General features: G+C 67.4%; 12 protein-coding genes and 1 pseudogene. 7 read left to right on the forward strand and 6 right to left on the reverse strand.

Annotated elements, in window-relative coordinates:
* Positions 1–244 precede the first annotated feature (244 nt).
* Positions 245–1,747, forward strand: a complete 1,503-nt coding sequence (locus tag V6M63_RS12785; protein WP_332742337.1) for a M20/M25/M40 family metallo-hydrolase — start codon at positions 245–247, stop codon at positions 1,745–1,747.
* Positions 1,748–1,781: 34 nt separating this feature from the next.
* Entirely contained in the window at positions 1,782–2,645 is an 864-nt protein-coding gene (locus V6M63_RS12790) for an alpha/beta hydrolase (protein ID WP_332742339.1), read from the forward strand.
* Positions 2,646–2,649: 4 nt separating this feature from the next.
* Here V6M63_RS12790 and V6M63_RS12795 read toward each other — a convergent pair whose 3' ends face one another.
* Both V6M63_RS12795 and V6M63_RS12800 read right to left on the reverse strand, forming a co-directional pair.
* Positions 2,650–3,147: a YidB family protein gene (locus tag V6M63_RS12795; protein WP_332742341.1), complete on the reverse strand. Its 498-nt coding sequence runs from the start codon at positions 3,145–3,147 to the stop codon at positions 2,650–2,652.
* A gap of 26 nt (positions 3,148–3,173) precedes the next feature.
* The gene (locus tag V6M63_RS12800; protein WP_332742343.1) at positions 3,174–4,349 is read right to left on the reverse strand and encodes an MFS transporter; all 1,176 of its coding nucleotides are present in this window, start codon (positions 4,347–4,349) and stop codon (positions 3,174–3,176) included.
* 108 nt (positions 4,350–4,457) lie between these two features.
* Here V6M63_RS12800 and V6M63_RS12805 point away from each other — a divergent pair, with 108 nt between their 5' ends.
* Positions 4,458–5,174 (forward strand): aspartate/glutamate racemase family protein, encoded by a 717-nt coding sequence (locus V6M63_RS12805; protein WP_332742344.1) that lies wholly within the window; start codon positions 4,458–4,460, stop codon positions 5,172–5,174.
* A gap of 13 nt (positions 5,175–5,187) precedes the next feature.
* The gene (locus tag V6M63_RS12810; RefSeq protein WP_332742346.1) at positions 5,188–6,144 is read left to right on the forward strand and encodes an extracellular catalytic domain type 1 short-chain-length polyhydroxyalkanoate depolymerase; all 957 of its coding nucleotides are present in this window, start codon (positions 5,188–5,190) and stop codon (positions 6,142–6,144) included.
* Here V6M63_RS12810 and V6M63_RS12815 read toward each other — a convergent pair.
* Positions 6,131–6,871 carry a 16S rRNA (uracil(1498)-N(3))-methyltransferase gene (locus V6M63_RS12815; RefSeq protein ID WP_332742347.1) on the reverse strand — a complete coding sequence of 247 codons (741 nt, stop codon included), beginning with the start codon at positions 6,869–6,871 and terminating at the stop codon, positions 6,131–6,133. The genes V6M63_RS12810 and V6M63_RS12815 overlap by 14 nt on opposite strands.
* 2 nt (positions 6,872–6,873) lie before the next feature.
* Complete coding sequence (locus V6M63_RS12820; protein ID WP_332742348.1) at positions 6,874–7,965, reverse strand: aminoglycoside phosphotransferase family protein; 1,092 nt, start codon at positions 7,963–7,965, stop codon at positions 6,874–6,876.
* Positions 7,966–8,187: 222 nt separating this feature from the next.
* Between V6M63_RS12820 and V6M63_RS12825 the strand changes: the two genes are divergently transcribed.
* The 3 genes from V6M63_RS12825 to rsmA are packed head-to-tail and all read left to right on the forward strand — an operon-like array spanning position 8,188 to position 12,752.
* On the forward strand, positions 8,188–10,584 hold the full coding sequence (locus V6M63_RS12825) for an LPS-assembly protein LptD (protein ID WP_332742349.1): 2,397 nt from the start codon (positions 8,188–8,190) through the stop codon (positions 10,582–10,584).
* Positions 10,577–11,959: a peptidylprolyl isomerase gene (locus V6M63_RS12830; RefSeq protein WP_332742350.1), complete on the forward strand. Its 1,383-nt coding sequence runs from the start codon at positions 10,577–10,579 to the stop codon at positions 11,957–11,959. Before V6M63_RS12825 ends, V6M63_RS12830 begins: the two co-directional genes overlap by 8 nt.
* A gap of 28 nt (positions 11,960–11,987) precedes the next feature.
* On the forward strand, positions 11,988–12,752 hold the full coding sequence (gene rsmA, locus V6M63_RS12835; protein WP_332742352.1) for a 16S rRNA (adenine(1518)-N(6)/adenine(1519)-N(6))-dimethyltransferase RsmA: 765 nt from the start codon (positions 11,988–11,990) through the stop codon (positions 12,750–12,752).
* Positions 12,753–13,025: 273 nt separating this feature from the next.
* On the opposite strand, the pseudogene V6M63_RS12840 reads toward rsmA, so the two are convergent.
* Positions 13,026–13,421 (reverse strand): annotated as a pseudogene (locus V6M63_RS12840) (barstar family protein); the annotation flags it as partial.
* Between the two features lie 54 nt (positions 13,422–13,475).
* Positions 13,476–13,814: a ribonuclease domain-containing protein gene (locus tag V6M63_RS12845; protein WP_332742636.1), complete on the reverse strand. Its 339-nt coding sequence runs from the start codon at positions 13,812–13,814 to the stop codon at positions 13,476–13,478.
* Positions 13,815–14,058 lie beyond the last annotated feature (244 nt).

Raw genomic sequence — 14,058 nt, forward strand, 5'->3', positions numbered from 1 at the left:
AGATGACGCAGCAGAACGCCGCGCTGGTCGAAGAGAGCGCCGCGGCCGCCGAGAGCCTGAAAGACCAGGCCAGCCGCCTGGCCGAGGTGGTGCGGGTGTTCCGCCTGTCGGACTCGGCACACGTTTGAGTCGGCGCGCGCCCTTGGGCATGGCCGTTCGCAGGCGCACGAACGTGCCGCTCTGCCTATACTGCGGCGGGTAGAGCCCCGGACTTCGCGGGGTGCCCCGCCTGGAGACCGCCGCCATGAATGCCCGCCTGCCTCACGCCCTGCCGCCGCTCGATCCCGTGGCGCTGCAGGCCCACATCGAATCCGCGTGGACGAAGACCATCATCCCCGAGCTGGAGCGCTACATCGCGGTGCCGGCGAAGTCGCCCGCGTTCGACCCCGACTGGGCCAGCCACGGTCTGCTGGATCGTGTGCTGCGTGGAGCCGCCGACTGGGTGCAGGCACAGAAAGTCGAGGGCCTCACGCTCGAGGTGATCCAGCTCAACGACGCCCACGGCGTGCCGCGCACGCCCGTGCTGTTTTTTGAAGTGCCTGCCTGCGCGGGCAAGGACGGAACGCCTGCACCTGCGTCCGGCCAGACCGTGCTGATGTACGGCCACCTCGACAAACAACCCGAATTCACCGGCTGGCGCAGCGACCTCGGCCCGTGGACGCCCAGGATCGACAACGGCAAGCTCTACGGCCGTGGCGGAGCCGACGACGGCTACGCGGTCTACGCCAGCATCGCCTCGCTGCAGGCGCTCAAGGCCCAGGGCGCGGCGCATCCACGCATCGTCGGCCTGATCGAAACCTGCGAGGAAAGTGGCTCGGGCGATCTGCTGCCCTACGTGGACGCGCTGCGCGCGCGCCTGGGCGACGTGGGCCTGGTGATCTGCCTGGACAGCGGCGCCGGCAACTACGACCAGCTCTGGCTCACCACCAGCCTGCGCGGCATGGCCAGCGGTGTGCTCAAGGTCGAGATCCTCACCGAGGGCATCCACTCGGGCGACGCCTCGGGCCTGGTGCCGTCGAGCTTTCGCATCATGCGCCAGGTGCTCGACCGGCTCGAAGACAGCGCCACCGGGCATCTGTTGCCGGCCAGTTTTCACTGCGAGGTGCCGGCCGAGCGCATCGAGCAGGCGCGCGCCACCGCCGCCATCCTGGGTGACGAAATTTACAAGCGTTTTCCCTGGGCGCACCACGACTGCGGCGGCTCCACCGTGTTTGCCCTGCCCACCACCACCGATCCGGTGGACGCGCTGCTTAACCGCACCTGGCGGCCGACGTTGTCCGTCACCGGTGCCGACGGTTTCCCCGAGATGCGCAACGCCGGCAATGTGCTGCGGCCCTACACCGCGTTCAAGCTGAGCCTGCGCCTGCCCCCGCTGGTGGACGCGCCGGCCGCCGTGCAGGAACTCAAGGCCCTGCTGGAAGACAACGCGCCCTACCAGGCCAAGGTCACGTTCGAAGGCGAAGGGGCCGCCAGCGGCTGGAACGCGCCGGCCACCACGCCGTGGTTCGAGCAAGCCCTGCAGGACGCCTCGCAGGCGCACTTCGGCGCCGGCTGCGGCACCATTGGCCAGGGCGGAACGATTCCGCTCATGAACATGCTCAGCAAGGGCTTTCCCACCGCTCAGATGATGGTGTGCGGCGTGCTCGGCCCCAAGAGCAACGCGCACGGCCCCAACGAGTTTCTGCACCTGGACTACGCGCAACGCCTGACCGCCACCGTGGCGCAGGTCATTGCGCGCATGCCCTGAGCACGACCCGTTTCATTTCTACCGCTGTGCCGACATGACCGACACGACCCAGGCTCCCTTCACCCTGCGCGACGGCCTCAACCTGGCCCTGTACGACTGGCCTCTGCCCATGCGCCGGCGCCCGCGCGGCGTGGTGCTCATCGTGCACGGCCTGGGCGAACACGCCTGGCGCTACGACGCGGTGGCGCGTCGTCTCAACGACTGGGGTTTCTGCGTGCGCGCCTTTGACCAGCGCGGTCATGGAGACTCGGGCGGTGCCCAGGGCGTGCTGCCCGACGACGACGCGCTCCTGGACGACCTGGACGAGGTGCTGGACGACACGCGCCGCCACATCGCCGAGCCGTGGGCGTGCCCGTTGATCCTCATGGGTCACAGCATGGGTGGGCTGGTGGCGGCCACCTTCGTGCAGCGCGGCATCGCCAAGGTCGATGGTCTGGTGCTGTCATCGCCCGCGCTGCAGGCCGGGCTGGGCCTGGTACAGCGCAGGTTGATCGATCTGATGTACCGGTTCGCACCCAACAAGACCCTGTCCAACGGACTGGACGCGAAAAAGATTTCGCACAACCCGGCCACGGTGGTGGCTTACGAGAAGGACCGCCGCGTGCACGACCGCATCTCGGCGCGGCTGGCGCATTTCATCGACAGCAACGGGCCGCGCGTGCTGGCGGCGGCTCCCCGCTGGAGCGTGCCGACCCTGCTCATGTACGCGGGTGACGACCACCTGGTCAGGCCCGAGGGCAGTCGCGCGTTTGCGGCCGCCGCGCCGCGCGACAAGGTGCACGTCCAGGCCTTCGAGGGGCTGTATCACGAGATCTTCAACGAAGCGGACCCTTCGGCGGTGTTCGGCACGCTCAAGGCGTGGCTGGACGTGCTCGCCCCGCTGCCCCGGGCCGCCTGAGGGTTCAGCGGCGCGGCTGCATCAAGCCGCCGAGCATGCCCATGAGATCGCCCGGCGCGGGGCTGTCCTGCCCGCCGAGCAAGGCGCCGAGTGCGCCCAGGCCGTTGTCGGCGGGCACCTGGCCTTGTGGCGTGAGCTGATCGATCAGGCTCGGCAAGAGGTCGGACAGGGCCGTCGAGGCTTGGGCTGTGTTGCCACCGAACTGGGCGGCGATCATGCCCATCAGGTCGGGACCGAGCGCCTGCCCGAGCTGATCGGGATTCACCGCCTGGTTGGCACCCGTGCCCACCCACGATTGAGCAGCCTCCCCCAGCCCGGCCGATTGCAGCTTGGCCAGCAGCCCCTGCAGTCCGCCGGCGTTGTTGAGCAAGGTGCTCACCAGGGTGATCAACAGTTGCGGGTTCAGACCGCCAGCGGCATCGGCAGGTGCCACGCTGCCATCGCGCCGAGAACCCATCGCAGCCTCTGTGGCCGCCCCCAGCAGAGAATCCAGCAGTCCCATGTCGTTCCTCCTTGAGTTGTGTGTGTTCAGGCCGGATTGTGGGCTTGCCCACCGCGCCACGCAAGCCAGACCAGGGCCATGGCGGTGAGTGCCAGCGGCAGCAGCGAGCCCATGTTCAGCCAGTGCCAGCCCTGCGTGGTCACCAGGGCTCCCGAGGCGAACGAGGTGAGGGCCATGGTGGTGAACACGCAGAAGTTGATGGCCGCCTGCGCGCGGTCTTTTTCTTCCGGCCGGTACGACTGCAGCGAGAGCGTGGTGCTGGCGGTGAAGAGGAAGTTCCAGCCCACGCCGAGCAGGAACAGCGCGATCAGGAACTGGTGCAGTTCCACACCCGAGAGTGCCATCGCAACGCAGGCCACGTTGAGCGCCACGCCCGTGCCCATGATGCTCAGCACGCCGAAGCGCTTGATGAGGTGCCCGGTGAAGAAGCCCGGCGCGAACATGCCGATCACGTGCCACTGAAGCACCAGGGCCGCATCTTCGAACGGGAAGCCACAGACCTGCATGGCCAGCGGCGTGGCCGCCATCAGCAGGTTCATCACGCCATAGCCCAGGGCCGCGCCGGCGGTGGCCACGATGAACACGGGCTGGCGCATGATCACGCTCAAGGGTCGACCGCCGTCGGCGTGCGCCGCTCTCGCGGGCACCGGCGGGAATCGCATGAGGGCGATGGCGACCATGGACAGCAAGGCCACCACCGCCAGCGACAGGTAGGCGCCCACGAACGGCATGTCGAACAGGCCTCGGGTGCGGCTGGCCAGATTGGGCCCGAGCACCGCGCCCACCAACCCACCCGCCAGCACCAGCGACACGGCCTTTTCCCGGAACGCTGGCGTGCTGAGCTCGGCCGCGGCGAAGCGGTAGAGCTGACCGTTGGCGCTGTAGTAACCGGCGACCACGGTGGCGGCCACGAGGAGCCAGAAGTTGCGGTCCATCACCGCCCAGGCGCACAGCAGCGCCGAGCCCAGCGCCACCAGCAATCCGATCTGGAACGACACCTGGCGCCCGAACGCGCTTTGCGTGCGGGCCACCAGCGGTGTGGACAGCGCCCCGCCCACCACGTAGCCCATCACCGGCAGCGTGGCCATCCAGCCCAGCGGCGCCAGCGACAGCCCCACCAGGCCGTTGATGGCGATGAAGACCACGTTGTTGGTGAGAAACAGGCCTTGCGCGGCGGCCAGCAGCCAGAGGTTCTTGTTCATAAGTCGTTGTTTATACAAGGCCGCGCAAGGACGCTGCGGGGCGTTTCGGGTGGGCGTCTGGCGCGCAGGGCTATAGTGCCCATCTGTCCATTCGCTACCCTCGGTTTCATGACCCTGCACGTTGGCATCGTGGCCTGTTCGGCCGAAGGCGCCGCCCTGTGTTACCGCACACTCTGCACCGAGGGCGCCGCCCTGCTCGGGCCTCACGCGCACCCCGAAATCTCCCTGCATTCACTGTCCCTGGCCGACTACGTGGACTGCCTGAACCGCGGCGACCTGCGCGGCGTGGCCGATCTGATGCTGAGGTCCGCGACCAAGCTCGCGGCGGCCGGCGCCGATTTCCTGATCTGCCCCGACAACACGATTCACCAGGCGTTTCACCACGTCGAACCGCGCTCGCCGCTGCCCTGGCTGCACATCGCCGAAGTGGTGGCGCAGGCGGCCGCCAGGCGCGGCCACCGGCGCATCGGCATCACCGGCACACGCTGGCTGGTCGACAGCGAGGTCTATCCCGAGAAGCTCGCGGTCCTGGGCCTGCAGGTGGTGCGCCCCAGCGCGGTGGAGCGCGACGAGATCGACCGCATCATCATGGACGAACTGGTCTGTGGTGTGTTCAAGCCCGAGAGCGTGGCCCGGTTCCAGGCTGTCTTCTCGCGCCTTCGGGACGAAGGCTGCGACGCCGTGGTGCTGGGTTGTACCGAAATTCCCCTGATCATGAGCGACGCGAATTCACCGCTGCCCACGCTGGACTCCACGCGCCTGCTGGCCAGGGCGGCGCTGGCGCGGGCCACGCTCGCGGGGCAGGATGGCGTATCCACACATTGAAGGGAGTGCGAGGATGAACATGCGCATGGGCTGGGTCCGGCTGCTTGGCGCCTTTCTGATGGCGGGCGCAGCGGGGTTTCCGCTCACTGGCGCCTCGCAAGGCGCGGCTTCCGTGCCCGAGTCCATCACGAGGGCCGGCGAACACCGCTTCACCTTGCAGCACGGTGGCCTGTCGCGCGACTACCTCGTGCATGTGCCGGCACGTTACCGCGCGGGCACGCCGATGCCGATGGTGCTGTCTTTTCACGGCGGCGGTGGGAACATGGAGATCCAGGCCAACGACCGCTACTACGGCCTGATCTCGCACGCGGAGCAGGCCGGCTACGTGGCGGTGTTTCCCAACGGCTTCAGCCGCCTGCGCTCGGGCAAGCTCGCGACCTGGAACGCCGGCCTGTGCTGTGGCCAGGCACGCGAGCGCAACGTGGACGACGTCGGTTTCGTGCGCGCCGTGGTGGCCGATGTGCGCCAGCGCTTGAACATCGATCCGGACCGCGTCTTCGCGCAAGGCATGAGCAACGGCGGCATGCTCGCGTACCGCCTGGCCTGCGAGATGGCCGATACCTTCGCGGCGATCGCCGCCGTGGCCGGCACCGACGGCTCGCCCGCCTGCGCACCATCGCGCCCGATCTCGGTGCTGCACATCCACGCGCGCGACGACGACCGCGTGCTGTTCAACGGCGGCTCGGGCAGCGCCTCCACCACCCACGCGAACTTCGTCTCGGTGCCCGAGACGGTGGCGAAATGGGCGCGGCTCAACGGTTGCGAGGCCGCGCCCCGTCGTGTGCTGGAGGTCCCCGGCGCCTGGTGCGAGACGCGCGCACCCTGCCGCGGCGGCAGCGAAGTCCGGCTCTGCGTGACGGAAACCGGTGGCCACGCCTGGCCGGGTGGGCGCAAGGTGCTCGGCGGGCAACAGGGCTCAACGGCCATCGTCGCCAACGACGTGATCTGGGACTTCTTCAGCCGCCGCTGACGGCCAGCACCAGCGCGGCGATCGCGGCGGTTTCGGCGCGCAGCACACGCGGGCCCAGCGTGACCGGCACGAAGCCAGCCGCGCGCGCCAGCGCGTCTTCCTGCGGGCTCAAGCCGCCCTCGGGGCCGCTGAGGAACAGCACCGGTGTGTCGGTCTTCGCCGCCGCGAGCGCCACACCCAAAGGCTGGGTGCCCTCGGCCAGCGAGAGCAGGCAGCGCAGCGCGGGTTGGGCTGCGTCGACCGTCGGCAAGGTCTTGAGCCAGGCCGTCAGCTCGTTCACCGGCTGCACGGCGGGCACGCGGTTGCCGCCGCATTGCTCGCAGGCCGCGATCGCCACCGACTGCCAGTGCGCCTGCTTCTTGGTGGCGCGCTCGCCCGCCAGGCGCAACACGCTGTGCGCGGTGTGCAGCGGCTGCAGGCTGGCCACGCCCAGCTCGGCGGCTTTTTCCACCAGCCAGTCCATGCGGTCGTTGGCGGGCATGCCCATGGCCAGATGCACCGCGCGTGGCGGCTCGCGCTCGGTGGCGTGGTGCGCGCCGAGGCTCACGTCCACGTCGGAGCGGCCCATCCGGGTGATGGTGGCGCTCCACTCGCCGCCCTCGCCGTTGAACAGCGTGATGGTCTGGCCAGGTTGCAGGCGCAACACCTGCACATGGCGCGCGGCCGACGCGGGCAGGCTCAGGCGCTGGCCGGCGAGCAGCGGCGCGGGGCAGTGAAAGCGCGGCATGCTCAGACCCGCCCGAAAGCGTAGCCCGATGCGGCCTGCAGGCCCTCGACCTCGTCGATCAGTTGCAGGAAGGGGCCAAGCGCCCGGTAGCGGTGCGCGGTGTGGCGGATGTAGCCGATGAAGCGCGGCGCATCGGCGAGGTACTTGGGCTTGCCGTCGCGCAGCGTGAGCCGGGCGAAGATGCCGGCCACTTTCAAATGGCGCTGCAGACCCATCCACTCGACCGAACGGTAGAAAGCACCGAAGTCGCTGTGCCAGTCTTCAAAGTCCATCAAACCGGCCTTGCGCGCCTTTTCCCAGTAACGCACGGTCACGTCGATCACGAAGTCCTCGTCCCAGGTGAGGAAGGCGTCGCGCATCAGGCTGGCGATGTCGTAGGTGATGGGGCCGTGTACCGCGTCCTGGAAATCGAGCACGCCGAGTTGTTGTGCCGGTGTCTCGCCGGGATGGCGCGGCAGCATCAGGTTCCGCGGCATGTAGTCGCGATGCACATAGACGCTCGGGGCATTGAGGTTGTGCGCCACGATCGAGTCGAAAGCTTTGTGCAGGGTGTTGGCCTGCGTGTCGGTCAACTGAAACTGTTTGTGCTGCTGCAGGTACCAGTCGGGAAACAATTGCAGCTCGCGGCGCAGCAGGGCTTCGTTGTAAGGTGGCAGCACGCCGGGTTTCGAGGCCAGTTGCCAGGCCAGCAGCGCGTCCAGCGCCTGCATGTAGCGCCCATGGTTGGCTTGCGCGTTGTTCGGGTCGATGCCCTCGAGCATGGTCTGGTGGCCCAGATCATCCAGCAGCATGAAGCCCTGCGGCTCGTCCCAGGCCAGCACCTCGGGCACCAGCAGACCGGCCTCGCGCATGAGCGTGGCCACGTGCACGAACGGCTGGCAGTTTTCGTGCGCGGGGGGTGCGTCCATCACGATGAAGCTCTGCCCGGCCTGCGAGTCGAGGCGCAGGTAGCGTCGGAAGCTCGCGTCGGCCGAAGCCGCGCGCAGGGTGTCCGGGATCAGGCCCAGCCGCTCGGCAAGGGGGCGCAACCAGGCGGCAAAGGCGGCTTCACGTAGAGGATCGGCCCACTCGACGGCGGGGTTGGACAGGGTCATGGTGGTGGGTGTCTTTGCGCCGCTTGTCAATGGGCCGCGCGCGGGATCGCGCAGTGGATAATGGCCGTTGATTCTACAAACCCCCTGTGCTGATCCGCGGCTTGTCGCACGCTTTTGATCGGCCCGGTCAACGACTTCCTCCCCTTGAATCGCCGTACTCACCAGCCCCGTGTCCCAGCATTGCCCGCTGGGCATGCGCAACCCCGTCTCAAGGCGGCCCCCGTGGCGCTGGCGGTGCGCGGCCTGCTTTCGCTGCTGGCCTTCGGCGCGCTGGGTGCACACGGCCTGGCGCAGGCCCAGTCGGGCGACGGTGACGAAGTGCCCCAGCCCGGTGTGTCGCTGCGTTCCAGCGGCATGCTGCTGGAAACCTTGCCCGAAGACGCGAAGCAGCAGGCACCCACCTTCGTCTCGGGCGACCGCATCGAGGGCCAGACCGACAGCATCACGGCGGTGGAGGGCAATGCCGAGCTGCGCCGCCACGACACGGTGATCCGTGCCGATCGCCTGCAACTCGACCAGCGCAACAACGAGGCGCAGGCCAAGGGCAACGTGCTGATCAACCGCAGCGGCGACCGCTTCGAGGGCCCCGAGCTGCAGATGAACGTCGAGACCTACCAGGGCACGTTCACCCAGCCCACATTCAACCTGCTCAAGAACGAGGGGACGGGAGACGCCAGCCGCGTTGACTTTCTGGACGAAGACCATGCGGTGGCCCACGACGCCCGCTACTCCACCTGCCCGCGCACGCCCGGCGCGAGCTGGATGCCCGACTGGATGGTGCGCGCCACGAAGATCGAGTTCGACAACGTGAACGAGATGGGCACGGCGACGAATGGCGTGCTGGAGTTCAAGGGCGTGCCGATTCTCGGCTGGCCCCACTTTTCCTTCCCGCTCACCGATGCGCGCAAGTCCGGCCTGCTGCCGCCCACGCTGAACATCGACAACATCAGCGGCCTGGAAGTCACGCTGCCGTATTACCTCAACATCGCGCCCAACCTGGATGCCACGCTGTACCCCACGCTCATGAGCAAGCGCGGCGTGGACCTGGGTGCCGAAGTGCGCTACCTGCAGCCCACCTACGCGGGCCAGGTGCGGGGTGCCTTCATGCCATCCGACCAGCTGCGCGATGCCAACCGCTGGGGCTATTCGGCGCAACACAACCAGACCCTCACCGGCACCGGGCTGGCGTTTGGCGGTTCGGCGGGTCTGTACCTCAACCTCAACCGTGTCAGCGACGACGACTACTGGCGGGACTTCCCGCGCGCCACCGCCTCGCTCACCACCCGCCTGTTGGCCAGCGACGCGGTGTACAGCTGGGGCCAGGGCCCCTGGTCGGTGAGCGCCGGCGCCTACACCTGGCAAACACTGCAGGACATCGACTCGCCGATCATCCCGCCCTACGACCGGTTGCCGTCGGTGGCCGTGCGCTATGGCCGCAACGATGCACAAGTGGCCAACGTGAGCGGCGTGGACTGGTCGGTGCTGACCGAGTACACGCGCTTTCAGTCGATCCCCTCGCTCACCCGGCAAACCAACGGTTCGCGCGCGCTGACGGTGGCCGAGATCAGCCGCAGGTTTCAGGCGCCGGGCTGGTTCATCAAGCCCCGCGCCCAGCTGCACGCCACGCAGTACAGCTTTGACAACGCCCTGGCCAACGGCTCGCGCAGCGCCTCGCGCGTGCTGCCCACCCTCAGCCTGGACAGCGGCCTGATCTTCGAGCGGGACGCCAGCTATTTCGGTCGCGGCTTCACGCAAACGCTGGAGCCGCGCGCCTTCTTCACCTGGACGCCCTACCGCGACCAGAGCCTGCTGCCCAACTACGACTCGGCCGCCAACGACTTCAACCTGGCCTCGATCTACAGCGAGAACGTCTTCGGCGGCAACGACCGCATTTCCGACACCCGCGCGCTCACGGTGGGCGTGAGTTCCCGCCTGCTGGATCCCGACAGCGGCGCCGAGGTGGTGCGCCTGGGCGTGGCCCAGCGTTACCTGTTCCGCGACCAGAACGTCTTTCTGCCCAACTCCAGCGGCCTGTCCGGCGGCGACCCGGTCAACGAGCGCCTGAGCGACATCCTGCTGGCCGCGCGTGTGCAGTGGAGCCCACGCTGGCTGACCGATGCCAACGTGCAGTACAGCCCGGGCAACCGCGAATCGGTGCGCACCACGCTCAGCGGCCGCTACATGCCGAGCAAGTTCCGCGTGCTCAGCGCCGCCTACCGCCTGCAGCGCGGCCGCAGCGAACAGTTCGACGTGGGCTGGCAGTGGCCGCTCAACGATCTCTTCGGTGAACCTGCGCGCACCGAAGTGCCAGGCCGTGCGCTCGGCCCGGGTCAGTGGTACAGCGTGGGACGCATCAACTACAGCGTGCCCGATCGCAAGGTCGTCGATCTCGTGGCAGGCTTTGAGTACGATGCCGGCTGCTGGGTCGGCCGCATCGTGCTGGAGCGCCTGCAGCGCAGCACCGCGGTGGCCAACCAGCGTATCCTGTTCCAGCTGGAGTTCACGGGCTTTTCCCGCATTGGCTCCAACCCGCTGAAAACCCTCAAAGACAACGTGCCGCGCTACCAATACCTGCGTGAAGAAATCAACCCGCCCAGCCGGTTCCAACAATATGACTGACCGCTCTTCCCGTTTCCCCCGCCTGGCCGCCTGGTTGCTGTGCAGTTCGCTGTTCGGCACGGCGGCCGTGCACGCGCAGGCTCTGCGGCCTTCCAGCGGGTTGCGTGTGCCTGCTGCGCCAGCCCCCGCTGCCTCGACGTCGCGCACCGCCGATTTCATCGTGGCGCTGGTCAATTCCGAGCCGGTGACCAACAACGAAGTGCGCCAGCGCATGGTGCGCCTGGAGCAGCAGCTCACCCAGCAATCGGCACCCGTGCCCCCACGCGACCAACTCGCCCGTCAGGTGCTGGAGCAGATCATCACCGAGCGCGCCCAGGTGCAGCTCGGTGTGGAGCTCGGCATCCGCGTCGATGAAGCGTCGCTCGCGCAAGCCGAGCAGTCCATCGCTGCGCAGAACCAGCTCACCCCGGAAGAATTCCGCCGCCGCGTCGCGGCCGACGGCGTCGACATCAACCAGTTGCGCAACGACTTGCGCAACCAGATCCTGCTGCAGCGCCTGCGCGAGCGCGAGGTGGATTCGAAGGTGCGCGTGACCGAAGCCGACATCGATGACTTCATCCGCGAGCGTCAGGGCAGCAACGATGTGTCCAGCCTGCAGCTCAGTCTGGCGCAGGTGCTTGTGGCAGTGCCTGAAGACGCGACGCCCGATCGGGTGCAGACGCTGCAGGCACGCGCCCAGGGTGTGGCCGATCGCGCGCGCGCGGGCGGCGATTTCGCCGAGCTGGCGCGCGAGTTCTCCGATGGCCCCGAGCGCGCCAATGGCGGTCAGTTCGGCATGCGCCCGGCCAATCGGTTGCCCGAGCTGTTCGTGGAGGCCACCCGCTCGCTGAGCGCTGGCGGGGTGGCGGGCCCGGTGCGCAGCCCGGCGGGTTTCCACATCCTCAAGGTGATCGAGAAGCGCCAGGCGGGACTGCCCGATGTCGCCGTCAACGAAACCCGCGCGCGCCACATCCTGCTGCGCCTGGGCCCGCAGCTCAGCGAGGCCGATGCGGTGGCCCGGCTGGCCGGTTATCGCCAGCAATTGGTCAGTGGACAGGTCACGTTTGAAGCCCTGGCGCGCGAACACAGCCAGGACGGCTCCGCGAAAGACGGCGGCAACCTCGGTTGGGCGCAAGCCGGTCAGTTCGTGCCCGAGTTCGAAGCCGCCATGGCGCGCCTGCGCCCGGGCGAGGTGTCTCCGCCCGTGGTGTCGCGTTTCGGCGTGCATCTGATCCGCGTGGAGGAACGCCGGCAGAGCACGCTCTCGGCGCGCGATCAGCGCGAAATGGTGCGCGGTCTGGTGCGCGAGCAAAAGATCAACGAGGCCGCGCGCACCTGGGTGCAGGACGTGCGCGGTCGCGCCTACGTCGAGTACCGCGAACCACCCCAGCTGTGATGCGGCAGGCTTCCTCGGCGGCCTGCGCATGAAGCACGTTGCCCGCAAGCGTTTCGGTCAGCACTTCCTGACCGATGGCGCCATCATCGAGGCCATCGTGGACGCCATCTCGCCGCAGCCCGGCGACGCGATGGTGGAGATCGGCCCCGGCCTGGCGGCGCTGACGCAGCCGCTGGTGGAGCGCCTGGGCCGCCTCACGGTCATCGAGCTGGATCGTGATCTGGCGGTGCGCCTGCGCGCACATGCCCAGCTCCAGGTGGTGGAGTCCGATGTGCTGAAGGTGGATTTCAGCGCGCTCGCCGCGCAACTGGCAGTGCCCAAACTGCGCGTGGTGGGCAACCTGCCCTACAACATCTCCACCCCCATCCTGTTTCATCTCCTGGACCACGTGTCCGTGGTTCAGGACCAGCATTTCATGCTGCAGAAGGAAGTGATCGACCGCATGGTGGCGCGTCCGGCCACGTCCGACTACAGCCGCCTCTCGGTGATGCTGCAGTGGCGTTATGCGATGGACAACGTGCTGTTCGTGCCGCCCGAGAGCTTCGACCCGCCGCCGCGCGTGGACAGCGCCATCGTGCGCATGGTCCCGTTGGCCGAACCTCCGACGATCGACATTGCACGCTTCTCGACGATGGTGCAGGTGGCCTTCAGCCAGCGCCGCAAGATCCTGCGCAACACCTTGGGCCGTTGGCTCGACGAGCAAGGCTTTGCTGGTGAGTTCGACCTGCAGCGAAGGGCCGAAGAAGTGCCGGTGAGCGAATACGTCGGCCTGATCCAAATCCTGCAGGCATAAAAAAGCCGCTGCAAGCGCAGCGGCTTTTTAACCCAGGATGCCGAGGGTCCGGCTCCGCCGGTCCTCAGGCATCGCCCCCTTGAGGGGGTGACGCGCCGACGGCGCGGCGCGGGGGTGGGGCCTGGCTCAGGCTGCGGCCAGCCAATATCCGGCGTTGAACGGGCTGCTCATGCGCAGCGCCATCGGGCTCACGTCCAGGATCTTGTCCGTGGGCATGGGCTCATCGCTCTGCACCTCGATCGGCTCTTCGCCCTTGGGCGAGCGTGCCACCGAGAAGGAGTAGAAGCAGCGAAACGGGATCTTGCGGTCCGACCAGTAGTCGGCGGCATCGCGGAAGATGTCCAGCAACTGCTCGCGCGCTTCCTTGTCGAACTTGGCGTGCGCAGGGATGTGCTCCAGCACCACGATGAACCCGGTCTGCGGCCCCGACTTGTGAACCATGTCGGTCATGCAGTCGTAGAGCGCGTCGAAGTTCTTGCCGAAGTGCGAGGGCAAGGTGTATTGCGCAGCGATCAATTCCAGCACGTCCTGCTTGCTCTGGGCTTTGGCCAGGTTGGCGTACAGGAAGTGATGCCCCAAATGCTCGGCCGCGGCCTGCAGGTCTTTCACGCCGTGGGCGCGAATCGACTGAACGATATTGGGTCGTACGTTACGAAGTGGCGTGTCCATCTCCGCGTCTCTTTCAAAGGTCAAGTTAAAAAAACCGTTCACATCACCCAGGACTCACTGCACGATCAGCTTGAAGCTGCTGTAGTGGTCTTCGGTGTAATAACAAGCATCAGGCATCCTGGGCCGCAATCCACCGCACACGATCCGCTTGGCGCCCCGATGACTCAAACCCGGTGTGGGCACCGTGTACTCCCGGTAAAACCCACGCCGCTGGCTCGGCAGCAACCTCTCCCGGTTGCCGAACACCGTGCCGTCCTTTTCGTGCCGGAATGGCCCGCCTTGCCGGATCAGCTCCATCACTTGTCTGCCCTGTGCGGGCAAGCCGGATTCGGCGAGGGCAGCGGCGTTCGTATCGGGAAGCGTCTGGTCTTGCGGTGTTCGAGCCTGCACCATAAAGGTGCCCAGCGATGCCGTCAGAACCAGAGCCAAGGCCCGTGTTGCCACGCCCTTGGCACCCCCGATCCGCTTCAGGTCCATGAAATTCCCTGCTCCTGATGCAATCAACCCGCCATCAACACACCACAAAAGTATTCGTTTACACGGCTTGTGCGGGAAGTGTTGCGGGCGGGTTAACCCTGTATTCCAAGCGCGCTAGTGTGCCTGAGCTGGTCTGAAAACGCAAGCGGTTGCTGAAAAA

The organism is Hydrogenophaga sp., assembly GCF_036675665.1.
Classification (GTDB): Bacteria; Pseudomonadota; Gammaproteobacteria; order Burkholderiales; family Burkholderiaceae_C; genus Hydrogenophaga.

Bases quoted from the DNA above. Each gene is read 5' to 3' on its own strand.
- V6M63_RS12785 (WP_332742337.1), top strand. From the start codon at position 245: ATGAATGCCCGCCTGCCTCACGCCCTGCCGCCGCTCGATCCCGTGGCG.
- V6M63_RS12790 (WP_332742339.1), top strand. From the start codon at position 1,782: ATGACCGACACGACCCAGGCTCCCTTCACCCTGCGCGACGGCCTCAAC.
- V6M63_RS12795 (WP_332742341.1), bottom strand. From the start codon at position 3,147: ATGGGACTGCTGGATTCTCTGCTGGGGGCGGCCACAGAGGCTGCGATG.
- V6M63_RS12800 (WP_332742343.1), bottom strand. From the start codon at position 4,349: ATGAACAAGAACCTCTGGCTGCTGGCCGCCGCGCAAGGCCTGTTTCTC.
- V6M63_RS12805 (WP_332742344.1), top strand. From the start codon at position 4,458: ATGACCCTGCACGTTGGCATCGTGGCCTGTTCGGCCGAAGGCGCCGCC.
- V6M63_RS12810 (WP_332742346.1), top strand. From the start codon at position 5,188: ATGAACATGCGCATGGGCTGGGTCCGGCTGCTTGGCGCCTTTCTGATG.
- V6M63_RS12815 (WP_332742347.1), bottom strand. From the start codon at position 6,871: ATGCCGCGCTTTCACTGCCCCGCGCCGCTGCTCGCCGGCCAGCGCCTG.
- V6M63_RS12820 (WP_332742348.1), bottom strand. From the start codon at position 7,965: ATGACCCTGTCCAACCCCGCCGTCGAGTGGGCCGATCCTCTACGTGAA.
- V6M63_RS12830 (WP_332742350.1), top strand. From the start codon at position 10,577: ATGACTGACCGCTCTTCCCGTTTCCCCCGCCTGGCCGCCTGGTTGCTG.
- rsmA (WP_332742352.1), top strand. From the start codon at position 11,988: ATGAAGCACGTTGCCCGCAAGCGTTTCGGTCAGCACTTCCTGACCGAT.
- V6M63_RS12845 (WP_332742636.1), bottom strand. From the start codon at position 13,814: ATGGTGCAGGCTCGAACACCGCAAGACCAGACGCTTCCCGATACGAAC.